General features: G+C 68.3%; 19 protein-coding genes and 1 tRNA gene. 6 read left to right on the top strand and 14 right to left on the bottom strand.

Translation table 11 applies throughout. From position 1 onward, the window contains the following. Window positions 1–111 precede the first annotated feature (111 nt). Together UA75_RS10795 and rpsA are read right to left on the bottom strand one after the other, a co-directional pair. Window positions 112–2,139, bottom strand: a complete 2,028-nt coding sequence (locus UA75_RS10795) for an acyltransferase family protein (RefSeq protein ID WP_232251188.1) — start codon at window positions 2,137–2,139, stop codon at window positions 112–114. Between the two features lie 485 nt (window positions 2,140–2,624). Continuing rightward, window positions 2,625–4,118: a 30S ribosomal protein S1 gene (rpsA, locus tag UA75_RS10790; RefSeq protein WP_075740123.1), complete on the bottom strand. Its 1,494-nt coding sequence runs from the start codon at window positions 4,116–4,118 to the stop codon at window positions 2,625–2,627. Between the two features lie 268 nt (window positions 4,119–4,386). Here rpsA and UA75_RS10785 point away from each other — a divergent pair, with 268 nt between their 5' ends. The 4 genes from UA75_RS10785 (at window position 4,387) to UA75_RS10770 (ending at window position 9,143) form a co-directional block, all read left to right on the top strand. Continuing rightward, window positions 4,387–5,253: a class I SAM-dependent methyltransferase gene (locus UA75_RS10785; protein ID WP_075740122.1), complete on the top strand. Its 867-nt coding sequence runs from the start codon at window positions 4,387–4,389 to the stop codon at window positions 5,251–5,253. Window positions 5,254–5,329: 76 nt separating this feature from the next. After that, entirely contained in the window at window positions 5,330–6,256 is a 927-nt protein-coding gene (locus UA75_RS10780) for a GNAT family N-acetyltransferase (RefSeq protein ID WP_075743662.1), read from the top strand. A gap of 26 nt (window positions 6,257–6,282) precedes the next feature. Then, window positions 6,283–7,011: an ATP-binding cassette domain-containing protein gene (locus UA75_RS10775; protein WP_075740121.1), complete on the top strand. Its 729-nt coding sequence runs from the start codon at window positions 6,283–6,285 to the stop codon at window positions 7,009–7,011. After that, complete coding sequence (locus UA75_RS10770; RefSeq protein WP_075743661.1) at window positions 7,008–9,143, top strand: YhgE/Pip family protein; 2,136 nt, start codon at window positions 7,008–7,010, stop codon at window positions 9,141–9,143. Before UA75_RS10775 ends, UA75_RS10770 begins: the two co-directional genes overlap by 4 nt. A 179-nt stretch (window positions 9,144–9,322) precedes the next feature. On the opposite strand, the gene UA75_RS10765 is transcribed toward UA75_RS10770, so the two are convergent. Beyond that, window positions 9,323–9,718: a VOC family protein gene (locus tag UA75_RS10765; protein WP_075743660.1), complete on the bottom strand. Its 396-nt coding sequence runs from the start codon at window positions 9,716–9,718 to the stop codon at window positions 9,323–9,325. 13 nt (window positions 9,719–9,731) lie between these two features. Further along, complete coding sequence (gene polA / locus UA75_RS10760) at window positions 9,732–12,443, bottom strand: DNA polymerase I (protein WP_075743659.1); 2,712 nt, start codon at window positions 12,441–12,443, stop codon at window positions 9,732–9,734. Window positions 12,444–12,532: 89 nt separating this feature from the next. Here polA and UA75_RS10755 point away from each other — a divergent pair, with 89 nt between their 5' ends. Continuing rightward, window positions 12,533–12,967, top strand: coding sequence for a hotdog fold thioesterase (locus tag UA75_RS10755; RefSeq protein ID WP_075743658.1), 435 nt, complete (start codon window positions 12,533–12,535; stop codon window positions 12,965–12,967). A 206-nt stretch (window positions 12,968–13,173) separates the two neighbouring features. Here UA75_RS10755 and UA75_RS10750 read toward each other — a convergent pair whose 3' ends face one another. From UA75_RS10750 to UA75_RS10725, 6 genes are all read right to left on the bottom strand, one after another. Continuing rightward, window positions 13,174–13,887 carry an ABC transporter ATP-binding protein gene (locus UA75_RS10750; protein WP_075740120.1) on the bottom strand — a complete coding sequence of 238 codons (714 nt, stop codon included), beginning with the start codon at window positions 13,885–13,887 and terminating at the stop codon, window positions 13,174–13,176. After that, a complete protein-coding gene (locus UA75_RS10745) occupies window positions 13,874–14,731 on the bottom strand; it encodes an ABC transporter ATP-binding protein (protein ID WP_075743657.1) in 858 nt (285 codons plus the stop codon). Before UA75_RS10745 ends, UA75_RS10750 begins: the two co-directional genes overlap by 14 nt. 125 nt (window positions 14,732–14,856) lie before the next feature. Further along, window positions 14,857–16,002, bottom strand: coding sequence for a branched-chain amino acid ABC transporter permease (locus tag UA75_RS10740; RefSeq protein ID WP_075740119.1), 1,146 nt, complete (start codon window positions 16,000–16,002; stop codon window positions 14,857–14,859). Continuing rightward, window positions 15,999–17,009 (bottom strand): branched-chain amino acid ABC transporter permease, encoded by a 1,011-nt coding sequence (locus UA75_RS10735; protein ID WP_232237715.1) that lies wholly within the window; start codon window positions 17,007–17,009, stop codon window positions 15,999–16,001. The genes UA75_RS10740 and UA75_RS10735 overlap by 4 nt, the downstream gene beginning before the upstream one ends. Before the next feature lie 99 nt (window positions 17,010–17,108). After that, a complete protein-coding gene (locus UA75_RS10730) occupies window positions 17,109–18,317 on the bottom strand; it encodes a branched-chain amino acid ABC transporter substrate-binding protein (RefSeq protein WP_075740117.1) in 1,209 nt (402 codons plus the stop codon). A 298-nt stretch (window positions 18,318–18,615) separates the two neighbouring features. After that, window positions 18,616–19,245, bottom strand: coding sequence for an ANTAR domain-containing response regulator (locus UA75_RS10725; protein WP_075740116.1), 630 nt, complete (start codon window positions 19,243–19,245; stop codon window positions 18,616–18,618). 430 nt (window positions 19,246–19,675) lie between these two features. Between UA75_RS10725 and UA75_RS10720 the strand changes: the two genes are divergently transcribed. Then, window positions 19,676–19,752 (top strand) — tRNA-Leu (locus UA75_RS10720). 134 nt (window positions 19,753–19,886) lie between these two features. Here UA75_RS10720 and UA75_RS10715 read toward each other — a convergent pair. The 4 genes from UA75_RS10715 to UA75_RS33780 all read right to left on the bottom strand — a co-directional run bounded on the left by UA75_RS10715 (window position 19,887) and on the right by UA75_RS33780 (window position 24,571). Continuing rightward, the gene (locus UA75_RS10715; RefSeq protein WP_075740115.1) at window positions 19,887–21,263 is read right to left on the bottom strand and encodes a tyrosine-type recombinase/integrase; all 1,377 of its coding nucleotides are present in this window, start codon (window positions 21,261–21,263) and stop codon (window positions 19,887–19,889) included. After that, window positions 21,260–21,460 carry a helix-turn-helix transcriptional regulator gene (locus UA75_RS10710; protein ID WP_075740114.1) on the bottom strand — a complete coding sequence of 67 codons (201 nt, stop codon included), beginning with the start codon at window positions 21,458–21,460 and terminating at the stop codon, window positions 21,260–21,262. The genes UA75_RS10715 and UA75_RS10710 overlap by 4 nt, the downstream gene beginning before the upstream one ends. Window positions 21,461–21,477: 17 nt before the next feature. Beyond that, window positions 21,478–21,903 carry an RRQRL motif-containing zinc-binding protein gene (locus UA75_RS10705; RefSeq protein WP_075740113.1) on the bottom strand — a complete coding sequence of 142 codons (426 nt, stop codon included), beginning with the start codon at window positions 21,901–21,903 and terminating at the stop codon, window positions 21,478–21,480. A 298-nt stretch (window positions 21,904–22,201) separates the two neighbouring features. After that, entirely contained in the window at window positions 22,202–24,571 is a 2,370-nt protein-coding gene (locus tag UA75_RS33780; RefSeq protein WP_083690670.1) for a YfjI family protein, read from the bottom strand. Between the last annotated feature and the right edge of the window lie 9 nt (window positions 24,572–24,580).

Here is a 24,580-nt window from a genome sequence, read left to right as displayed (position 1 = left end):
GCCGAATTGAGAGTCACCATGCTCTTCCTCTACTCATCGCCTGCTCTGCGGGCCCCGCTCCGCCCGGCGCGGACGGTCGGCAGCAGGCGTCGAACCGATCTCGGTACGGCGTCACCACTGGGTCACATCGAGGATCGCCTCCTCTAACATCGGCGTCATGCTAGCCATGTAGCTCGCGGAGATGTGGTTCTCGTCCAGGTACACCAGCACGTTGCCGATCACCGGCGGGCAGGTGTCCTCGACACAGAGGTAGTCGCTGAAGTCGAGGAACGAGACGTTGCTCGGCACCTCGGGCATAAAGTCATACGGCGCCCGCTCGGCCAACAGTTCCGCGCGCGGCACCGAGCATTCCGCCGCGTCGACTCCGGCGTTCTGCACGCACTCAGAGGGCTTGTAGTCGTACCGGGGATTGTCACGCATGGCGATCACCGGAATACCCGCGGCTTCCAGCTTCCGCCATTGTTCGAGATAGCCCTGTGGCGTCTCCTCGGTCAATCCGACGCGCACCTCACGGGTCGCCGTGGTGAAGACGAGGTCGGGGTTCAGGTCGATGGTCTGCGCGGCCGCCGCGGCATTCCACTCGACACAGTCTTCGTTGCTGGGGAACGTCTCGGACACCACCGAGAACGGGCAGGCACCCTTGTACATGGAGGAGATCCGCCAGCCGCGGTCCTCTGCCATGAGGTACAGCGCGGTGACCCACTGCTCGGCGTGCGAGTCGCCCACCACCACGATGTGACGCTCGGCGGGGCCGTCGATGCTGTTCTGGCAGACCCGGAGCTCCTCGTAGTGCGGCGAGGTCTGACAGTTGTCGCGGTCGATCTGCACGGCATCGTCGGACAGGTTGATGAAGGGCGGCGCGGGCACCACGTCATCCTCTCCCCAGTAGGTGAAATCGGGAGTCAGGCTCACCGCGCCGGGATAGTCGGGGTCGTCCATGACTCCCTCGTAGGCTCCGGCACGCTGCACGGCCGTGTACTGCCAGGTTCCGGCGGCGGCGAGGACCGGGATCAGCAACACCAGGCCGAAGCGATACCCCGCCCACGGCGTGCGCGTCCCCACCGCCGACCGCCGCAGCGGATTCTCCACCAGGTGATACGTCAACACCGACAACACGACCGAGACACCGATGATGAAGGCACCGCCGGCGAGGCCGACACCGTCCACCGGTTCCCGCAGCAGCAGGTAGAAGACGAGGACCGGCCAGTGCCACAGGTAAAGGGCGTAGCTGATGTTGCCCAGGTACTCCAGCGGCCGGGAGGACAGGATCCAGTCGACGCCCAGGCGCGTCCCCGAGGCACCCGCGAGGATCACGAGCAGCGCTGCGCCGGTCGGCCAGAGCGCCATGTAACCGGGGAAGACCGAACTCACCTGGAGCACCAGGCCGCAGGCCACCAGCGCGATGATGCCGAACCACCCGAGCAGCACTCTCGCGAGCTTCGGCAGGTTGATGTGGTCGATGCCCAGCATCAGCAGCCCACCGAGAGCGAACTCCCACACCCTGGTCAGCGAGTTGAAGTAGGCGAAGGCCTGGTCGTTCGCCGTGCTGATGACAGAGAAGATCAGCGAGGCGGTGAACACCGCGAACAACGTCCCGAGCAGCGTCAGCCGAAAGCGGTTCCCGCTGAACTTCGCGACCCCGATGACCAGCAGCACCAGCAGCGGCCAGACGATGTAGAACTGCCCCTGGATCGACAAGGACCAGTAGTGCTGCACCGGGCTCACGGCGTTGCTCTGCGCCAGATAGTCCACGGAGTCGGCGGCCAGCTGCCAGTTCTCCAGATAGAGCGCCGAGGCGATGATCTCCCGAATCGTCTGGAACCAGCGATTGGTCGGGAGCAGCAGGAACGATGCGGCCGTCACGACGGCCAGGACGGTGAGTGCGGCGGGGAACAGCCGCTTGATCATCCGCCCCCACAACGGACGAAACTGGATACCCCCCGACCGCTCCACACTCCGCACCAACTGACCAGTGATCAGAAAACCCGAGATCAGGAAGAAGACATCCACCCCACCGGACACCCGACCCAACCAGATGTGATACACGACCACCAGCAGCGACGCCACCGCCCGAAGCCCCTGCAACTCCGGCCGATACTTCCGCACCACAGGCGGCGCCACCAGATGGGAACCGGTCACCGGCGGAGACGTCGATCTGACGATCGAATCCGATCCCTCGGCCGTGCTGGTCAGACTAAGAGTCGCCACGCTCTTCCTCTGTTCATCGCCACGACGGCTCGCCCGACTCGTCGACCGATCGAGGACCACTGACCGGTCGGTTCGGGTAGGCCATGCGCAGCTCTCCATGCGATGCATCCACGAGTGCCCGCGCCATCATTGGAACTGATGTGACGTGCGTCTCAACCCTGCAACAATTCGGTGAGAACGACCAACCGTCAGCGCGGTATAACGTGACACAACTACGCACCGACATGACAGCCGGGTCCGCTTTGTTATCCAGGCGACCAGCAGACGAGATTCGTCGGTGACCATCGCGAACAGAATGCGACCGATTCACGAGGATTATGTCGCATAATGCACAGAGGGTGATCTTCGACCAGCTGGTCGAAGATCACCCTCTGAATTGTTCAGCAGCCCGAGACGAACCCGGACTCAGTCAGTCGTCACGCTCCGCCGGAAAGCTTCTCCCGCAGTGCCGCGAGCTGCTCGTCGCTGGCCAGCGAGCCGCTGGAGGAACCGGTGTCCGCAGCCTTCGGCGAGTCGGACGAGTAGTTCTGCTCGCCTGCCTCGCCCGCCTCGGCGTGGTCCTCCGCAGCCTTGGTGACCTGCTTCTTGTGCTGCTCGAAGCGGACCTGAGCCTCTGCGTACTGCCGCTCCCACTCCTCGCGCTGAGTGTCGAAGCCCTCCATCCACTCCTGGGTCTCGGAGTCGAAGCCCTCGGGGTAGATGTAGTTGCCGTCTGCGTCGTACTCGGCGGCCATGCCGTACTGCGTCGGGTCGAACTCCATCTCGGGAGTGAAGCCCTCGTTGGCCTGCTTGAGCGACAGCGAGATACGACGGCGGTCGAGGTCGATGTCGATGACCTTCACCATGACGTCGTTGCCGACCTGAACGACCTGCTCGGGAACCTCGACGTGCCGCTCGGCCAGCTCGGAGATGTGCACCAGGCCCTCGATGCCCTCGTCCACCCGGACGAACGCGCCGAACGGAACCAGCTTGGTGACCTTGCCGGGCACGATCTGGCCGATGGCGTGCGTACGGGCGAACTGACGCCACGGGTCTTCCTGCGTCGCCTTGAGCGACAGCGACACGCGCTCGCGCTCCATGTCGACGTCGAGCACCTCGACGGTGACCTCCTGGCCGACCTCGACAACCTCGCTCGGGTGGTCGATGTGCTTCCAGGAGAGCTCCGAGACGTGCACCAGACCGTCCACGCCGCCGAGGTCGACGAACGCACCGAAGTTGACGATCGAGGACACGACGCCCTTGCGGACCTGGCCCTTCTGCAGCTGGTTCAGGAACTCGCTGCGGACCTCGGACTGCGTCTGCTCGAGCCACGCACGCCGGGAGAGCACCACGTTGTTGCGGTTCTTGTCCAGCTCGATGATCTTGGCTTCGAGCTCGCGGCTGACGTAGGGCTGGAGGTCGCGGACCCGACGCATCTCGACGAGCGACGCGGGCAGGAAGCCACGCAGTCCGATGTCGAGGATCAGGCCGCCCTTGACGACCTCGATGACGGTGCCCTTGACCGGCTCGTCCTTCTCCTTGAGCGCCTCGATGGTGCCCCAGGCACGCTCGTACTGAGCGCGCTTCTTGGAGAGGATCAGACGGCCTTCTTTGTCCTCCTTCTGGAGAACAAGGGCCTCGACGTGGTCACCAACGGTGACCACCTCGGCCGGGTCCACGTCGTGCTTGATCGACAGCTCGCGAGAGGGGATGACACCCTCGGTCTTGTAACCGATGTCGAGCAGCACCTCGTCGCGGTCGACCTTGACGATGGTGCCCTCCACGATGTCACCATCGTTGAAGTACTTGATGGTTTCATCGATGGCGGCGAGGAAGTCCTCCGCCGTCCCGATGTCGTTCACGGCGATCTGCGACTCACCTCCACCGGCGTGGACGGGCGAGGCGGGGACGGTGGAAGTGTCGGTGGACATCAGGTAGATGGCTCCGGTACGGATAGGGGTAGGGGGCTCTGCGGTTGTCACTCGGCGGGAACGGCCGACACCCCGGTACGGTGACGATGAACCGGGAACCGAACGACACCGTCCGCAACTCTCGATCTCTCGGAGTCGGGCGGCGCCGAACGTGGGCGGAACGATCCCACTACGCAGCGATATCGTACGCGTAGAGGCGTTCGGTGAGCAAACCCGGCACGCGCTCGATCTGATCAAACCCCCGACCGCGTGAAACGGAGCACCCCGCGTGACCATCGACTCACCCCAGGACACCGCAGCACAGCAGTCCGATCGCTATGCGGCGGCCCAGGCCGCGCTGGGTGCGACGAGGTACGGCCACGCCGAGGTCGACGGGGCCGCCGCGCGCCTCGCGGGGCGCGCCTGGTGGGACGCCGACGCCGACGAGTACCAGGCCTCCCACGGCGACTTCCTCGGCGACGCCGAGTTCCGCTGGTGCCCGGAGGGCCTGCTGGAGTCCGAGGTCGGCCTGTTGGGCGAGGTGGCAGGGCGGTCGGTGCTGGAGGTGGGCTGCGGGTCCGCCTCGTGCTCCCGATGGCTGGCGGGCCGGGGCGCGGCGCCGGTCGCACTCGACATCTCCTCGGGGATGCTCCGGCATGCCGAGATCGGCGCGCGACGCACCGGGCGGCACGTCCCGCTGGTGCAGGCGAGCGCGGACGCGCTGCCCTTCGCCGACGACTCCTTCGACGCGGCCTGCTCCGCCTTCGGCGCGATCCCCTTCGTCGCGGACCTCGATCAGGTCATGCGCGAGGTCGCCAGGGTGCTGCGGCCGGGGGCCCGCTGGGTGTTCGCGGTGACGCACCCGATGCGGTGGATCTTCCCCGACGATCCCGGCCCCGACGGCCTGACGGTGCGTCAGTCGTACTTCGATCGCGCGCCCTATGTGGAGGCCGACGACGAGGGCACGCCGACCTACGTCGAGTTCCACCGGACCCTCGGCGACTTCGTCCGCGCGATCGAGCAGGCAGGCCTGCGCCTGACGGATCTGATCGAGCCGGAATGGCCGGCAGGCCACGAACGGGAGTGGGGACAGTGGAGCCCGCTGCGGGGACGGCTCTTCCCCGGCACCGCGATCTTCTGCTGTCGCACCCGCTAGCGCGGTCACCTCGGATCGTCGAGGCTTGGTCGACACCGACGGGGACGGACGATTCCCCGAGAGGGAGAGACCTGCCGTGACCGAGGACCTGCTGCCCACCCGACGTCCCGCCGAGTTGATCGCCCTCGATCCACTGCTGCCGGACCAGGCCAGAAGGCCGCCGGGGCCCCTGATCCACGCCGCCCTGGCCGACGGCAGTCGCGTGGCCGGGGTCTGCGTCGTCACGGAGCACCGACCCGGCTCGACCGCGATGCTGTGGTCGGCACAGTGGTCGTGCTCCCTGACCCCGCTGCTCGACACGGCCGAGCCTGCGGGCCTGCATGCGCTCCTGTCGGTCTGGCGAGCGGAGTTGGGCAGGCTCGGACCGCCGGAGCAGGACTCGGCCTGTGAGATCACCTGGCCGAGCCGGGACGTCCACGGATCGCGGGTCCTGCTCGATCACGGACTCGTGCCGCTCACCGTCCTGGCGATCCGCGCGGCGGGCGGGCTGCCGCTGCCGCCCACCGTGCCCGGCCTGACCATGCGCAGAGCGGGTCCGGCCGATCTCGACGCGGCCCTGGAGCTGGCGCTGATCGAGACGCGGTACTCCGCGCTCGTCGGCGGCACCATGCTGTGCCCCGATCTGGTGGACCTCAAACGGGCGAGTCTGGGTGCCCGACTCGCCGCCGACGCCCCGGTGTGGCTGGCCGAGCGAGACGGTCTGCCGGTCGGACTCGCCGAGTGCGCCTGGAACACGGTCGGCTCCGACGACCGCGAGGGCAGGCTCCGTCCCGGGATCTGGGGATACGTGAACTGCCTGTCCGTGGTCCCCGAGCTGCGCGGTTCGGGCGTCGGATCGATCCTGGTGGACACGGTGCACCGATACTTCCTCGCCACCGGAGCCTCGGGCACCTACCTGTACTACAACCCGGCCAATCCGCTCTCCGCTGTGTTCTGGCCGAGACAGGGTTATCGTCCTCTGTGGACGGTATGGGAGGTGCGTCCCGCCTCCGCGCTCCGGTGAGGCGAGCAGGCTGAGGGGGTTGGAGTGTGGAACGTCCGGTAGACATCCACGCACGTCAGGTCAGCCTCGCCGACACCAGGGGACGACTCCTCGCCGCCACCAGCGTCGAACTCCGGGCGGGTGAACTGACGCTGATCTCGGGGCGGCCAGGTTCCGGCAGGACGGCGCTCGCGCTGGTGCTCACCGGCCGGATGCGACCGCACGACGGTCGAGTCGAGTCCGACGGGCCGCTGTCCCGCGCGGAGCTGCGCCGTCGGTCCGCCGTGGTGGACGCGCCGGAGGTCAGTGCCCCGGAGCCCGGCGCGCTCCTTCGCGACATCGTCGCAGAGGGCCTGTCCGAGGCTGGCAGGCCGGACGACCGGGAGTCGATCACCTGGTGGCTGCGTCAACGCAGGCTGCTCCCCGAGTCCGAGGAACGCGCCGACCGGCTCGATCCCGTGGTCCGCACTCGGGTGCTCACCGATCTCGCGGCCGCCAGGCCCGGAGTGCACGCCCTGGTCCTGGACTGTCCTGATCGGCACGGCGGCGCCCCGCAGGGCTGGTTCGCGGTCGCCAGGGACCACGCCGAGCAGGGCTGGGCCGTCGCGGTGCTGTGCTCGCCGGAGTCCGTCCTGATGCTGGGCGTGCCCGCCGCGCGCATCGGCGCACATGACGGCCATTGCCCCGCCTACCGCCGCTCCGGCTTCACTGCGCAGCAGATCACCACTCCGCTGCTCTCCCCCACAGCCGAGGCCGCGTGGCGGGAGTCGCGATGAGCGCACGACGTCTCGCCTCACTCGAGCTGCGCAGGCTCGCCGCCGGACGGATCACCCGGCTCGCCCTCGTCGCGGCGGCGCTCGTCCCGCTGCTCTACGGCGCGTTGTCGATCTACGCCAACTGGGACCCCTATCAACGGCTCAGCGCGGTGCCCGCCGCCATCGTGATGGCCGACGACGGAGCCGTGGGCGCCGACGGCGGGGTACTCGACGCGGGTGTGGAGGTCGAGAGGCAGCTCATCGAGGCGGGCGACTTCGACTGGCGTCGGGTCTCCCCCGAGGAGGCGGATCAAGGCGTCGCCGCAGGTCGCTACGGCTTCGCGCTGGTCGTGCCGCCCGACTTCTCCAGCGCGCTGATGTCCCACGCCGCCGTCGATCCTCGGGCGGCCCGGCTCACCGTGATCACCAACGACGCGAACAACCACCTGCTCGGCACCGTCGCCGAGCAGCTGGCCGAGCGGGTCCGCTCCACCGTGGCGACGCAGGTCGGCAGGCAGACGGCCGACCGGCTGCTGCTCAGTCTCAACACCGTGTACGAGCAGACGGCCGCCGCATCCACCGAGGCCGACGAGCTGACCGAGTCGACCGGCGAGCTGATCGCGGCCCTCGTGATCGCGCAGGAACTCCTTGCGGAGACCGCCGAGCTCGCGGCCGAAGAGGCCTTCGCGGCACAGGACCGGGCAGAGCAGGCCGTGGATCTCGCCGACGCGGCAGGCGTCTCCGCGACCGACGCGGCGTCGCTGGGCGAGGGGGCTGCGGCACTCGAGGCGGGCGGCGCGGCGCTGCGCGAGGTGGTGAGCCGCATCCGGGACCACGCCGAGGCCGTCGACGGACAGTCGACGTCCGTGGCCTCGGCGGCGGCAGCGGCGACGGGGCTGACGGAATCGAGCGGGCTGCTGGCCGAGGCGGCGGGTGAGGTCGCGGGCGAGCTGCCGTCGATCCGGCGGGGCCTGGCCGAGGAGTTCACCCGCCTCGGCCAGTCGGACGAGACGATCGAGACGATGCTGGCGGATCTCGACGCGCTCGCGGGCCGGGCCGCCGAGGTGGACGGTGCGGCGGACGGCCTCGCCGGCGGGCTGAGCGAGCTGACAGGTGCAGGCGGGTCGATGCAGGACGCCGTCGCCGCGCTCTCGGCGGCGGCAGGCGACCTGTCCTCCTCCGTCGCGGCGGCGGACGCCGGGGTCGACGTCCTGGTGGACGACGGGGCACGGGTGGCCGACGCGGTGGCCGACCTCGCCGAGTCGCTGGCGCTGCTGGCGGACGACGCCGTCGAGCAGCGCGAGGCACAGGCGGCCGCCGCCGTGGCGGCGGACGCGGCGGCCGAACAGACGGAGGTGCTCGTCGGCGGTGCCGTCGAGCTCCTCGAACTGACGGAAGGCGTCGACGGGACCGCCTTCGACCTGGCGGATCGACTCGCCGAGGAGGTCGCACAGATCCCCAACGTCGACGCCGCCACTCGACAGGCGGCGGCCCAGACCATCGCCTCCCCGGTGACGGTGACCGACCGCACTCACCTCACGGCGGGCAGCCACGGTGCCGGACTGGCGCCGCTGTTCCTCGGCCTCGCGCTGTGGGTGGGCGCGGTCGTCTCGTACCTGCTGCTGAGACCGTTGTCGGCCAGGGCGCTCGCGGCGAACGTCCCGGCCTGGCGGGTGGCGCTCGGCGGCTGGCTGCCCGCCGCCGTGCTCGGCCTCGCACAGGCGGTGACGCTGTTCATCGCCACGGTGCTGGTGATCGGCCTGCCCGCAGTCCGGCCGTGGGCGGTGCTGGGGCTCCTGGTGGTCACCGCGCTGGCCTTCACCGGTATCGCGCATGCACTGTGCGCCGCCTTCGGACCCGCAGGCAGGCTCCTCGCGCTGGTCGCCCTCGTCCTCCAACTCACCACGGCAGGCAGCGTGTTCCCCTGGCTGACGATGCCCGAGGTCCTGCACCCGCTACATCGGATGCTGCCGCTGGGCTACGTCGTCGACGGGCTGCGGCATCTGCTCTACGGCGGCGACGTCGAGCCCGCGCTGCTCGCGGTGCTGGTGTGCCTGATCTGGCTGCTGCTCGCCTTCGTCGTGGCGGTCACCGCGGCGATGCGTCGACGGGTGTGGACGCCGGGGCAGCTGCGGCCGGAGATCGCCTGGTGAATCGGCGTGGCGGCGGGGCGGCACGCCGGTCGGCCACGAGGAACTCGATGGCATTCGAGCACGAAACCGACCCCCCGCCCCCCCGTCGGGCAGCGACCGAGCTCACGACCCGACGGCCGCCGCCGGGTGAGACGCCGCGAGGCAGGCGCTCGCTCGGTCGGCGCCCGCCGCAGGCGACGTCACTCTTCCAGTTCCTCGTACCGCGAGACCTCCACCAGATTGCCGTCGGGGTCGCGGAAGTACAGCGAGATCATCGGGCCGAGGGCACCGACCCTGGTGACCGGCCCCTCCTCGATCCGCACCTCGCAGGCCCGCAGGTGCTCCTTGACCTCCGAGATCGCCATCAGCGTCACCAGGCAGATGTCGGCAGAGCCGGGCACCGGGTAGAGCGCTGCGGGAGCCAGCGACTCCGAGGAGGAGTGCAGGTTGATCCGCTGCACGCCGAAGGCGAGACCAGGTCGATCCTCGGCGAAGGTCACCGGCTGCATTCCCAGCACGTCCCGGTAGAACTCCTGGCTGCGCTCGACGTCGGCAACGGTCAGCACGAGATGGTCGAACCGTTCGACTTTGATCAACTTGTCCTCCGGATCAGTGGGCGGCGGCGTCCCAGGAGCGCCCGACACCCACGGAGACCTCCAGCGGAACGTCGAGCCGGTAGGCGGCGCCCATCGTCCGACGCACCAGTTCCTCGACCGCGTCTCGTTCGCCCTCGGCGATCTCCAAGACGAGTTCGTCGTGCACCTGCAACAGCATCCGAGAGCGCAGACCAGCCTCGGCGAGGCCTCGGTGCACCCCGATCATCGCGACCTTGATGATGTCGGCGGCGCTGCCCTGAATCGGAGCGTTGAGCGCCATCCGCTCGGCCATCTCCCGCCGCTGCCTGTTGTCGCTGGTCAGGTCGGGCAGGTAACGGCGGCGCCCCAGCACCGTCTCGGTATAGCCGTCCTTGCGTGCGCGTTCCACCACAGCCTGCAGGTAGTCGCGCACTGCGCCGAAACGAGCGAAGTAGGCGTCCATCTGAGCGCGGGACTCCTCGGCGGAGATCCGCAGCTGTTGGGCCAGACCATACACGGAGAGGCCGTAGGCCAGGCCATAGGACATCGCCTTGACCCGCCTGCGCAACTCGGCGTCCACCGCCTCGGGAGCGACGTCGAAGGCGCGCGCGGCCACATAGGTGTGCAGGTCCTCCCCCACCCGGAAGGCCTCGATGAGCCCCTCGTCACCGGAGAGGTGCGCCATGATCCGCATCTCGATCTGGCTGTAGTCGGCGGTCATCAGCTCGGTGTACCCGCTGCCGACGACGAAGGCCTCCCTGATCCGCCTGCCCTCCTCGGTGCGGATGGGGATGTTCTGCAGGTTCGGCTCCGTCGAAGAAAGCCGGCCGGTCGCGGCGATGGTCTGGTTGAAGGTGGTGTGAATCCGCTCGTCGGCGGCGATGGACTTGATCAGGCCGTCGACGGTGCTCTTGAGCCTGGTGGCGTCGCGGTGCGCCAGCAGGTGCGCCAGGAACGGATGCTCGGTGGAGGCGTACAGGTTCTGCAGCGCCTCCGCGTCGGTCGTGTACCCGGTCTTGGTCCGCTTCGTCTTGGGCATGCCCAGCTCGTCGAACAACACGACCTGGAGCTGCTTCGGGGAACCGAGGTTGATCTCCTTGCCGATCACCCGATAGGCGTCGTCCGCGGCGATCTTGACCTGGCCTGCGAAGTGGTCGGCCAGCAGGCCGAGGTGGTCGGCGTCGACGGCGATTCCTGCCGCCTCCAGGTCGGTGAGCACGCCGAGGATGGGCAGTTCCAGCTCCCCGAGCAGCGCCGAGGCACCGATCTGACCGAGTTCGCCGTCGAGCGCGTCGGCCAGCAGGGCGACCGCGTTCGCCCGGACGATCTCGTCGGTGGCCTGCGCCCTGGCGTCGGCGGTCTCGTCGGCGAGGAGCGAGAGCTGGCCGGACTCCTCCTCCGCCGCCAGCCGCAGCTCGCGACCGAGGTAGCGGACCACCAGGTCGGCGAGGTCGAAGGACCGCTGCCCCGGCCGGACCAGGTACGCGGCCAGCGCGGTGTCGCTGGTCAGCCCGGCGAGCCGCCATCCCCTGGCCGCGAGCACATGTGCGACGTACTTGGCGTCGTGCGCCGCCTTGGGCCGCTCGTCGTCGGCCAGCCACTCGGCGAGCGCCTGCTCGTCGTCCTGGGTCAGGCCGACCGTCTCGACGTAGGCGCCCTGTCCCGACGCGGTCGCGAAGGCGATCCCCTCCACATCCCCTCCGCCGCGAGCCCAGGTCCCCCGCGCCGCCAGTCCGATGCGCACGCCTGCGACCGCGTGCTCGGCCAGCCAGCCTGCCAGCGCACCTGCGGACAGCAGGCCGCCGTGGACGTCGAGGCCCTCTTCCGCCTCGGGTTCCGCGGTGGCCAGCGTCGCGAAGAGCCGGTCTCGCAGCACCCGGAACTCCAGGTCGTCGAACAGCCGATGCACGGCGTCGCGATCCCAGGACCGCACCGCGAGGTCCGCCGGAGCGAGGTCCAGCTCCACGGCACGGTCCAGCTCGGTGAGCCTGCGGTTGAGCAGCACCGACTCCAGTCGCGACCGCAGCGCCTCCCCCGCCTTGCCTTTGACCTGGTCGACCTGGTCGACGAGGTCGGCGAGCGAGCCGTACTCGCGGATCCACTTGGCGGCGGTCTTCTCCCCCACGCCGGGGATGCCGGGCAGGTTGTCCGAGGGGTCGCCGCGCAGCGCCGCGTAGTCCGGGTACTGCGCAGGAGTCAGCCCGTACTTCTCGTGCACCGCCGCCGGGGTGAACCGGGTCAGGTCCGAGACGCCCTTGCGCGGATAGAGCACGGTCACCGAGTCCGTGACCAGCTGCAACGCGTCCCGGTCGCCCGTGCAGATCGAGGTGTGGAAGCCCTCGGCCGTCGCTTGGGTGGTCAGGGTCGCGATGATGTCGTCGGCCTCGAAGCCCTCCTTGAACAGCACCGGCACGCCGAGTACGGCCAGCACGTCCTGGATGAGGCTGACCTGGCCTTTGAACTCGTCGGGGGTCGCCGAGCGCGTCGCCTTGTACTCGGGGTAGACCTCGCTGCGGAACGTCTTCCGCGACACGTCGAACGCCACCGCGAGATGCGTCGGAGCCTCGTCGCGCAGCAGGTTGATCACCATCGAGGTGAAGCCGTAGACGGCGTTCGTGGTCTGCCCGGTGGTGGTCCGGAAGTTCTCCGCAGGCAAGGCGTGGAACGCGCGATAGGCCAGGGAGTGACCGTCGAGCAGCAGCAGGCGGCCGGATGCGGAGTTACCGTCAGACAGGGGCACGGCCAGCGAGTCTAGGCTGCGGGTCAGACTGTCTGTTCCAGCGCGCCGTTCAGAAGGAGCCACGGGTGAGTGATTCCGGCCCGACCCGAGAGTCGATCAGCAACACCGCAGCTCAGCATGGTTACCTCGCCGAGGCGACGGAGGAGCAGCTCACCACCCGGATGGGAATCGAGATCACCGAGTGGGATGCGGATCGCCTCGTCGCGACGATGCCGGTGGCGGGCAACCGCCAGCCCTACGGCCTGTTGCACGGCGGGGCCAACGCGGTGCTCGCCGAGACGCTGGGCTCGATCGCGGCGGCGATGTACGCGGGAGCCGAGCGGATCGCCGTCGGCATCGAGCTGTCGTGCACCCACCACCGGGCGGCCCGCGAGGGAGTGGTGACCGGGGTCGCCGTGCCGCTGCACCGAGGCCGCAGCACCGCCTCCTACGAGATCGTGATCACCGACGAGTCCGAACGGCGGACCTGCACCGCCCGGCTGACCTGCATGCTGCGCGACCGGCCGCCGGGCGAGCCCGCCGCGTCCTGATCCGCGTGCCGAGACCGGCGGCGCGCACGGCGCCGACCGGTAGTCCGGCTCGCGGGCGGCCCGACCCGACCGGCCGGGCGCCGTCCGGGAGACGCCGCCCCGAGTCGAGAGTCCCTGGACCGGCCCGAGGGCAGGAGACACCACGGGGCTCTCGACCCGTCTGACATCGACGGATCGAAAGCCCCGTGGTCGAGCCTCGCAAGCGGTCAGGCCACGCCCAGATAGGCGTCCTTGATCGCCGGGTCGGCGAGGAGTTCCCGCCCGCCGCCGGTCTTGGTGATGCTGCCGCTCTCCAGCACGTAGCCCCGATGGGCCCGGCTGAGCGCGGACTGTGCGTTCTGCTCCACCAACAGCACGGTCGTGCCCTGCTCGTTGATGTCGGTGATGATGCGGAAGATCTGCCGGATGAACTGCGGCGCCAATCCCATCGACGGCTCGTCCAGCAACAGCAGCCGGGGCCGGGCCATCAAGGCCCGACCGATCGCGACCATCTGCTGCTCACCGCCGGAGAGCGTGCCGCCCGTCTGGTTGACGCGCTCCTTGAGCCGGGGGAACAGCTCGTAGACCCGCTCGAAGTCCTCCCGGACCCCCTTGCGGTCCTTGCGGCTGTAGCAGCCCATCTCCAGGTTCTCCAGCACGGTCATGCCGGGGAACACGCCGCGGCCCTCCGGAGCCTGCGAGATGCCCCGCACCACCCGGAGGTCCGCCCGCAGCCTGCTGATGTCCTGACCGTCGAAGGTGATGGACCCCCGCGAGAGCGGCAGCAGCCCGGACACCGCCCGCATGGTCGTGGACTTGCCCGCACCGTTCGCGCCGATCAGGGTGACGATCTCCCCCTCCTCGACGGTGAGGGAGATCCCGGACAGTGCCTGAATGCGTCCGTAGTGCACGGAGACATCGGACAGTTCAAGCAACGTCATCGTCGGGCACCCCCAGATACGCGGCGACCACCGCCGGGTCCTCCCGCACCTGCGCAGGAGTCCCCTCGGCGATCTTGCCACCGAACTCGAGCACCACGATGCGATCCGTGACGCCCATGACCAGCTTCATGTCGTGCTCGATGAGCAGCACGGTGTAGCCGTCGTCCCTGATCCGGCGGATGAGCTCCATGAGCTCCTCCTTCTCCGCCGGGTTGAAGCCCGCCGCAGGCTCGTCCAGGCAGAGCAGCTTCGGCTCCGTCGCCAGTGCCCGCGCGATCTCCAGCCTGCGCTGGTAGCCGTAGGGCAGGTTGCGTGCCTTGTCCGCGGCACGGTCGGCGATGCCGACGAACTCGAGCAGGGCCATGGCCCGCTCGACGCCCTCCCACTCCTCACGGCGGTGCCGACGCAGCCGCAGCAAGGCGCCGACGACGCCCGTGCGGTGGCGGGCGTCGGTGCCCACCATGACGTTCTCCAGCGCCGTCATCTCGGAGAAGAGCCGGATGTTCTGGAACGTCCTGGCGATGCCGCGCCGGGTGATCTCGAAGCGCTTGAGCTTGCCCAGGGGCTTGCCCTCCAGGAGCACCTGGCCCTCGTTGGGCCGGTACACCCCGGTCATGGCGTTGAAGCACGTCGTCTTGCCCGCGCCGTTGGGGCCGATCAGCCCGAGGATCTCGCCCCGACGGATACCGAACGAGACCGAGTTCAACGCGGTGAGGCCGCCGAATCGGACCGTGACGTCACGCAGTTCCAGCAGGGTGTCCCCGACCTCGACGGCGATCTCCCGGTCCGGCGCGACGACCTCGGCGACCTCGGCCTCGTGCTCGGCCCGCTCCTCCTCGGTCATCTGCGCGACCTCGGCGACCAGGCCGCCCTCGACGACCTCGGTCGTCTCGGTCGTCTCGGTCGTCGGCGAGGTGGGCTCGGCAGGCTGTTCCGATCCCGGAGTGGCCTCGCGTCCGCTCTGCCCGCTCATGCGTTCACCCCCTTGCCGGAGTCCTTCATCGGGCTCTCCGTGGCTACCGGCTCGTCCCTGCCGAGCAGCCTGCGATAGCCGTGTCTGCCGTAGGCGAGCAGTCGCTGCCGCGCACCGAGCAGCCCCTGCGGCCGGAAGATCATCAGCACGATCAGCGCGAGTCCGAAGATGAGATATCGGTACTCGCTGATCACCTGGAAGCGGTCCGGGATGTAGGAGATCACCAGGGCGCCCAGGATGACCCCGACCTTGTTGCCGGAACCGCCCAGAACCACGGCGGCGAGGAACAGCACCGAGGTGATGACGTCGAACCGCTGGTTGTTGACGAAGGCCGCCTGACCGGCGTAGAGAACGCCGGAGAGACCACCGATCGCCGCACCGATGACGAACGCCCAGATCTTGAAGCGGAAGGTGGCGACGCCCATGATCTCGGCGGCGTCCTCGTCCTCCCGAATCGCGACCCAGGCCCGACCGACCCGACTGCGCTCGAGGTTCCCGACCAGGATGAGCACCAGGATGATCGCGGTCACCGTGAGCCAGTACCACGGTGTTCCGTCGGTCTGGACGAAGATCGGCGATCCGTCGGAATAGGTCCCCGGCGGGCCGCCGACGCTCTGGAAGCCCTGGTTGCCGCGCAGGTGCGGGATGTTGTCCGCGAGCAGCCGCACGATCTCGCCGAAGCCGAGGGTGACGATGGCCAGATAATCGCCGCGCAGCCGGAGTGTCGGAGTGCCGAGGATGACACCCGAGACCATCGTGACGGCCATGGCGATCGGCACCACCGCCAGCCAAGGATAGTCGCCGTACAGCACCGAGTCCGGGCTGGTGAGCACTGCCGCCACGTAGGCGCCGATCGCGAAGAAGCCGACGTAGCCGAGGTCGAGCAGGCCCGCCTGCCCGACGACGACGTTGAGGCCGATCGCCAGCAGCGCCATCCTGGCCGCGTTGAACAGCGCGATCTCGTAGTCGGTGCCCGGCTCGGTGGTGAGCGGGAAGAAGTTCAGCAGCGGCAACAGGTAGACCACGGCCACCAGCGGGATCAGCACACCCCACTGCTGGAACCTGCTCAGCCCGTTCCACCAGGTGCGGATCCGCGTTCCGAAGGGCACGGGAGCCGAATCGGTTGAGTTCCGTGCGTTCATACCCGTGCCTTCCCGAGAGACTCGCCCAGAATGCCGGTGGGCCGGAACATCAGGATGGCGATCAACAGGACGAAGGCGACGATGTCACGCCATTCGCCACCGAACAGGGACTGTCCGTAGTTCTCCGCGATCCCGAGGACCAGACCGCCCAGCAGTGCCCCACGCAGGTTGCCGATGCCGCCGAGCACAGCGGCGGTGAACGCCTTGATGCCCAGCAGGAAGCCGCCGTTGTAGAGGACGCCCTGCGGAATCTGCATGATGTAGAACAGCGCGGCGGCACCGGCGAGCACACCGCCGACGACGAAGGTCAGCATGATGACCCGTTCCCGGTTGACGCCCATCAGGGTGGCGGTGTCCGGGTCCTGAGCCACCGCACGGATGCCTCGGCCGAGCCGGGTGCGGTTGATGAAGATGTCCGCGATGAGCATCAGGGCCAGTGAGGCCAGGAAGACCGTGAGCTGGATGTTGGTCACCCTGGCGCCGAAGATCTCGAAGACCGTCTCCGGTCGCAGCAGCCGGATCGCCCGTTCCGGGTTGGCCCCGCGCCACAGCAGGATCAGCTGCTGGATGGCGAAGGAGGCGCCCACCGCGGTGATGAGGAAGACCAGCCGAGGCGCCTTCTTCCGGCGCAGCGGCCGGTAGGCGACCCGCTCCAGGGTCAGGGCCAGCAGCCCGGAGCAGATCATCGCGATCACCCCTGCGAGCAGCAGGTTCACGACGATCTCGATCACCGGGATGTCCAGTGTCGGGCCAGGACGGAACCCGAGGGCGGTGAAGGTGAAGTAGGCGGCGAAGGCGCCGACGATGAAGACCTCGGAATGCGCGAAGTTGATCAACTTCAGAACGCCGTAGACGAGGGTGTATCCGATCGCCACCAGGGCGTAGATGCTGCCGTAGGCCAGACCGTCCACGGTGTTGGACCAGAACCGGTCGACGAGGAGCCCCACGTCGAACCCGATCCACGGCTGGCCCTGGGCAAGGACCTGAGTAGAAAGAGACTGATTCACTGATCGACTCGTTTCCATACGAGAGCGCTGAGGCGCGGTCGACGGCCGTTCTCGGCGTCGCCGTACCGCGCCTCAGCGGTGGTGAAGGAGAATCGGTTCTCAGCCGATCTGCTCGCCCTGGACGATCTCGCCGCCCTCGACCCGGTAGGACCAGACGGGCGTCTCGGCAAGCTCGCCGGTCTCGTCCCACTGGAAGTTCTTGGTCAGTCCCTGACCGCTGTACTCACTCACGTACTGCAGGACGTCCTCGCGGGTGTCCAGCCCCTGGTCGAGCGCGGTGAGCAGGATCGTCGCCGCGTCGTAGCCCTCGGGGGAGTACGTCGAGGGCTCGGAGCCGGACAGCTCCTCGAAGGCGTCCGAGAAGTCGGTGAAGCCCTCGGAGGGAACGCACGGGCAGGTGAAGTAGACGCCCTCGGCCGCGTCACCGGCGTTGGCGACGAACTCGTTGTCCCGCACGCCGTCCGGGGCGACCAGGTCGATCTCGAGGCCGGTGTCGTAGAGCTGCTGCGCGAACGGAGCAGCCTCCGCGTAGTAGCCTGCGAAGAAGATCGCGTCGGGCTCGCTGGCCTCGATGCTGCCGATGACGGCGGAGAACTCGACCTGCTGGGTACGGATCTGCTCGTTGCAGACGACCGCGTCGCCCAGTCCGGCGGCGACCTCCTCCGCGAGGCCCATGCCGTAGGCGGAGTCGTCCTGGACGATGCAGACGGACTCGGCGCCGAGGTTCTCACTGATGAAGCTGGCGGCGGCCGGCCCCTGCACGGCGTCGTTGCCGAGGGCGCGGAAGAAGGTGCCCCAGCCGTTGGTGCTCAGGTCCGGACGGGTGGCCGACGGGCTGATCGTCGCCAGGCCCGCGTCGGAGAAGGCCTGACCGACCGCAGCGGACTCGCCGGAGAAGGGCAGACCGACGACCCCGAGGATCGACTCGTTGTTGATCGCCTCGGTGACGACGCCGGGAGCACGGTCGGGAGTGCCCTCCGTGTCGAACTCGACCAGCTCGACCTGGCAGTTCTCGTTGGCCTCGTTGTGCTCCTGCACGGCGAGCCGCACGCCGTAGAGGATGTTGAGTCCCAGCGCCGCGTTCTGGCCTGCGATGGTGCCGATGTAGGCGATGGCGGCGTCTTCGCACTCGCCCGTCCCGTCGCCTGCGGGCAGCACCACGTTCTCCGGAACGCCGGGAGAGTCGGCGGACGTGCCGTTGTCCTCGCCAGAGGCCGCCGGCTCATCGGTGTTCTGCGCGCACCCCGCGACCGTCAGCGACAGGACCGCCGCTAACGCCAGGGTCCGTACGAGTCGTGTCTGGGCCACCCGATACCTCCACTAGACCTACCCATACGCCTGTTCGGCGGCCACCGCGCTTACTCGGGGCTGGGTTAGGGGTGGAAGGTAGCGCCCGATCGGGTGGATTGCCCAGACGCAGATTGTCGGTGTTTCCACATCGTGACGGAGCGCGAAGAGTCACTTCTCGGAGCGAGGCAGTGACATGTTTCCACCAGAATGCGGCAAATGGAGCATTTTGTTACGTCCGATGGTTCTGCGTCCGACAGTTTTACGCCCGATGGTTCTGCGTCCGAGCTGTCCCATCCGATGTCGCCGACGTCCGACGTCAGTCCAAGGTGTCGACGACCGCGGCGGCAACGGCCTTCATGGTCGTCCGTCGGTCCATCGCCGTGCGCTGAATCCAGCGGAAGGCCTCGGGCTCGCTCAACGACTGGTTCTTCATCAGGATGCCCTTGGCACGCTCGATGAGCTTGCGCGTCTCCAGGCGTTCCTGAAGGTCGGCGACCTCGCCCTCCAGCGCACGAAGCTCGGCGAAGCGAGACATCGCCAACTCGACCGCCGGGATCAGGTCTCGCTTGGCGAAGGGCTTGACCAGATACGCCATCGCACCGGCGTCTCTCGCGCGTTCGACGAGGTCGCGCTGGCTGAAGGCGGTCAGGATCACCACGGGGGCGATGCGATCGCCCGCGATGCGCGAGGCGGCCTCGATTCCGTCGACCCTGGGCATCTTGACATCGAGAATCACCAGATCAGGACGCAGACGAGAGGCAAGCACCACGGCTTCCTCACCGTCAGCGGCCTCACCCGCGACCTCGTAGCCCTCTTCGCGAAGCATCTCGACCAGGTCCAGCCGGATCAGCGCCTCGTCCTCCGCGACGACCACCCGACGGGGCGCGGGCGGAGTGGCGTTGCTGGGCTGGGCCGTCGGTCGGGCCTCGGCAGCCGGCTCGGTCACCGGGGTCCTCCAGGGGTGTGGCAGCGGATGGGCGGACCATCGTGATGGGCATGGCTCGACGTCCGAGCTTAGCGCCCGGCGCACCCCTCCGGTGTATCACGCTCACCACATGTCGGCGGCGCGCCGCAGTGATCGTCCTGCCTGCTGGGCACAGTGTGGCGAGGAGCAGTCTCGACTCGGTCCGAAAGACGACCGGAGGCCACCCCCCGACCGGAGCAGAGCGGAGGCCTGGGCGAGCCGGAGTCGCGAGTCCCCGACGGCGTCGACCGCACCCTGAGCAGGGACGGGGTTCACCGACGAGCCTGCCCCACCCGGCGGGAGCAGTCCGCGCCCGAGGCGTGTCGTTGCGACGACAGGCCCGACCTGCCGCGTTACCGAGACCGGTTGCGCAGAAGTAGATCGCATTGGCTAGAGTCTCTGACCAGCGCACGCCCCCGTAGCCCAATCGGCAGAGGCAGCGGACTCAAAATCCGTCCAGTGTCAGTTCGAGTCTGACCGGGGGCACCACAACCGACCGGGAGAAACAGCCCCTGACCAGCGATTCTCGGCCAGGGGCTGTTTCTCTCATGTCCGGAGGTGTCCGGCGGTCTACGACGATCTCCGGCTGTCCACGCCGAATGCGCGCCGAAATCCGCCGAAGATCATTTCACCGCGTACGCCTCGGCGACTCGCCTGCGGGACTGCTCCTCCTGTCCGACGAGGGACTTGGCGTAGATCTTGAACAGGACGTCGAGCGAGTGCCCGGCCCACTCCGCCACCTGGGTTGGCGGCACACCGGCAGCAAGCCACGTCGAGACGGCAGCGTGCCGCAGGTCGTACGCGCGGCGAGCCAACGGCGACGCGAACTCCCCGTCCGTCAAGGCGTCCCTGCGTGCTTGCCGCCAGGCCCGGCTGTACGTCGACTCCGATACCAAGCCCTTATCACGCACTCCCCGGAACAGGAAGCCGTCGGAGTCCGTGCCGAAGTGATCGATGTGTTGTCGCAAGAGCAGAGCGAGCTGCGGCGGACACGGGACGGGTCGGGTCTCCCCTACTTCCCGATGCTTGAGCTGTCGGCGATCTCGGCGGCGGCCGGTGGTACTCCACGATGCTCCGGTCTCTGGCGCCGATTCCGACAGCAACAGTTCGCCGCCGGAATCCTCCTTTCCGGCGGGGACGAGGACATCCTGCTTCCGCAAGTTCACTGCCTCACCGGGCCGTGCAGCCGAGTAGTACATGGTGGCGAAGAATGCGACCAACCTCGGTCCGCTCGGAGCTTGCGCACGAACGGCATCCAGAAGTGCCACGGCCTGTCGCGGGTTGACAACCGCACGCTTATCGATCGCGCGCACAGCGCGTGGCACCTTCCATTTCAAACCTGGGATCGGGTTCTTCTCGAGCAGCCTCTTTTCGACGGCGTACTCCACCACGTTGAAGAGCACAGCCCGCTTCCTCTTGACCGTCGATGGCGCGGCCTTCTCACCGTCGAGCTTCTGTGAGACGAGCGCCATGAGTGCCCGCATCTGCGCAGGGTCGTTCAGAACCGAGACCGGGCGAGTATTCGACCGCAACCATTTCAACGCCGTGACGACGTCCGCCGGAGGTGGCACCGTGTCACGTCGTTCCTTGTTGTAGGCCCACCCCTTGAGCGCCTTCCTGATCACGTCGTCGGCCAGTGCGACGGGTCTTGCCTTCAACATCGCCATGCTGACGTTCGTCAGCGTCTCAGCGACGCCTTTTCGAGAGTTGCCCGCTGATTCGTGCCACTTCATGTCGACGTAGGCAATGGAGAAGTCCCACCAGGACATCTCATTTTCGGTGCGCGACATGGACACCGGTCGACCGGTGTCCACCGAGAATGCCTCGCCTTTTCGAGCAGCGGTCACCAGTTCCGACCGGAAGCTGTCGGCCAAGGCTCTGGCCCGGAAGGGTTCCTTCCACGCCCTGCCTCCCACAATCCACCGCACGGTGAACGTAGTGGTCTTCACACCCTTGTACACCTCGGTCTTCCAGAACCGGACATCGAAAGTAGTCTTCATGCAGCCTCCTCCGCATGCGAGTCGAGCCACGCCTCGTATTCGGTCCGCCTGATCCGCAAGTCGCCGTTCGGCAGCTTGATACACCGAGGACTGCGCCTTTTCGCCTTCCAGTCGTAGAACGTCGATCGCGCGATTCCCAGTTCCTCGCAGAACTCGGCTATGGTGAGGAACTTCCCGAGTTTCACCGGCATTGACATTGGGCTCCTCTCAACGGTCACGCGGCCTGGTATCCCTCGATGCGTCCGGCGGCTCCGGTGCAGTCGACGCAGTCGCCAAGGCAGGGAGAGGTGGTGGGAATTCGGTATCCGGCGTCGAGTCCGCAGGCAGCGCAGATGCGGTGTGCGCGGTTCATTGCGCGGATGGCGGCCTGTTGCCGTTCGGTGGGTGTGCGTTTGTCGACGGCGGTGGTGATGTCGTAGAGGTAGGCGGTGAGTGGTTCGGTGGGGCGTCGTCGGCGGGGTCGGAGCATTTGGGCCACGGGGTCGTGTCCGCCGGGGGCGAGGTCGAGGGCGCGGAGTTGTCGTCGGGTGACGAGTCCGGTGGGTGCGTGTCCCCATGGGTAGGTGGGGAGTCCGCCGTGGTGTTCGCCGGTCTCGTCCCAGCAGTCGGCGCTGCTGGTCCACCGGCTTCGGGTGGGCATGGTCTGCCTCCTGGGTAGAGCAAGGGCCGCCCGCGCGGCGGCGGGCGGCCCTCGGGTGGCTGCACAGAAATCACACAAATCACAGAAAGCCGGGGCGACCCTGGTCTGTGCAGGTCAAGGACGCGCGGGGCGATCTTGGTTGGCGTGCACAGAAATCCACAGAATTCGCACACAAATCGGTTCGAGGGCGGTCGGCGGCTCGGTGAGCGGCGGTCCGTGATTTCTGTGGTGTTTCTGTGGATTTGTGTGTTGATCGACTTCGAGTGGGACGCGGGGGCGCTGAGCTGGGGTTTTGTGGTCAGGCGGGTATTTGTGTGATTTCTGTGCTTTCTGTGGGGCCTTCTCGGTGGGTTGGGTGGGTCCAGTAGGTCGGTGAGGGTGGTCGGCCGCGACCGGGCGTTGCGGGGGCGGAGGCCTGGTGGAGGTGGCCGTACTCCTCCAGCAGGGCAAGGGGCGCGTCGAGGTCGGCCGCGCGGGGGAAGGTGCCGCGGTTGGCGATGTGGGCCTGGCGCTTGGTGAACGACGCGGGTCGAGTACGGGTGATCCAGTCGAGCAGGGTGCGGGCGGCCTCAAGGTCGGTGTCGGCGCCCATGAGGTCGAAGGCGCCTTTGGCGTGCGCGGCGTAGTACTCACCGAGGCATGCGGCGGAGGTGAGGGTGTCGAGGCTGATCGGCACCCGCCACGCGTCGGTGTCGTCATGGGCGGCGTGGTCGGCGAGGTGCAGCAGCCCCGCGATCCTCAACACGGCACCGACGTACTTCGAGGCCCATCCGCGCATCCCGCGCCAGGCCCCGTCCGGGGCGAGGGCGGTCTCGGTGGTGGTCTCCAGCTCGGCGAGGAACTCGTCAGCCTCGGGTGAGAGCTGGAGCAGGGCGGGTTCGTCCCAGGCGGCCAGGTCGAAGACCAGGCGGCACAGCACCGACTGGTACGCTTGGGCGGTCTCCGGCGGTGCGACGGGCGGGCGGACCTGGCGGAAGCCGACGTTATCGGCGGGCAGCGAGTACAAGATTCGCGCGGTGAGGCCCTTGTCGTCGGCTCCGCTGATGGCAGCCAGGTCGCGGATCACCGCAGGCTGCACCGCCAGACCGAGGGTGAGCGCGGGTTTGTCGACGAATTCCTTGCGGTCTCGACGGTCGATTTCCAAGCTGTCTCCGGCGTGGCCTTGCAAGAACAGCTCGAAGTTCGGCTTTCCCGAGTATCTGCCCGCCAGGTTGGCGATGATCTGTCCCTCGGCGGAGAGCACGGCTAGGCGGCCGCCCTGGTCGGCCAGCACGGTGGAGGCGACCTCGGGTGTGATGTCTCCGGCGATCAGCCTCGGTTCGACGGGCACGCGGATGGCATCGGCGGAGGCCGTGGCCTCGGCCGCCCGTGCCACCGTCTCCGGATCGTCTGACGAGGCCGACCGGGCCAACGCCTCCGCCTCGCGCACGGCCACCGACCGGGCGGTGACGGCCTCGGCGATCGCGACCCGTGACCGCTCGATCAGCAGTGTTTGTGCGGTGCGCAGCGGCGACGTCAGCGCGCGGAACACCGCCGACTTCCGCGCGCCAGGCGGCAGGGCCACCAACGTGAAGATGTTCACCGGCTCCCGCCACGAACCACGGGCGACGACCTCAGCGCGGCCACCGGCCGCCGTGGACAGACACGCCAAGGCCACGCACCCGCCCAGATCCGGCGGTGTCTGCGTCTCCACCGCCACCGCCGCCACGAAGTCCGCCACCCACGACGGCAGAGCCGTGACCGGGAACACGGGCAATCCCCGGACAGTGTCCAGGGCAATCGGCTCCTCCCATCCGGCTGCTTGTGCGGCGGTGCTGGTGGTTGGGGGGTCGGGGTGGGGCGCGTCGGCGCCCGTGGGTGTCATCGTGGGGTCTCCTGTCTGCTCGGGAGGTTCGGTGAAGCAGCCGCAGCCGCCCCACTCGTCGCGGTCGTACTGGTCGGTGTCCAGGCGGGCTCGGAGCACGGTGAGGGGTAGCGGGATGCGCTGTCCGTCGCGTTGTTCGCGCAGGATCGTGCGGGGCTGGTCACCGGCGACGACGTCTTGCATGTCGTGTTCGAAGTCCGCCCAGGAGTCGAACAGGGAAGGGTTGGTCTGGTGCAGCAGTGCCCACTGGGCCTGCCCGCCCCTCACACACGAACCTGCGCAGTTGTTGTGCGGGAACCCGAGGCTGTACAGCCCCGGCAGGCGGAGTCCGGTGGCTTCGGCTTCGAGCATGAGCCCGGCCTTGTCGGTGTAGGGCGGCTCGGTCAACGGTGCGCGCACCGTCCAGGGAGACCACCCGGCCTCGATCGCAGGAAGCCGATGGATCTCCGACCAGTCGACGCCGACGTACAACGTGGTGTCGGCGGGGTCGGTGTTGGTCTCCAGCCACTGGCGGCACGGCACCTGTTTGAGCAGGTGCGAGCACGGCGCCACCCTGCTGTTGCCGATCCAACGGACGTCGCGGAACACCTCCTGCGGCGTCCGACCGTCGGCCACCCGAGTGATCGGCACACCGAACCCGGCGGCAGCGTCGTCCAGGAACCGATAAAGGTCCTCGTCCTCCGAGCGGGTATCGGCGAACAGCAACGTGACGTGCTCGCGGCCGTGCTCGGCGATCACACGGGCCGCCGTCGCCCACGAACCGATCCCGCCGGACATCATCACGACATGTCGATGCGGCATCATGCTGTCCTC

The sequence above is a fragment of the Actinoalloteichus sp. GBA129-24 genome (genome assembly GCF_001941645.1).
GTDB lineage: Bacteria > Actinomycetota > Actinomycetes > Mycobacteriales > Pseudonocardiaceae > Actinoalloteichus_A > Actinoalloteichus_A fjordicus.
The sequence above is the reverse complement of the archived record's forward strand: the minus strand, read 5'-3'. Positions and strand labels throughout refer to the sequence as shown.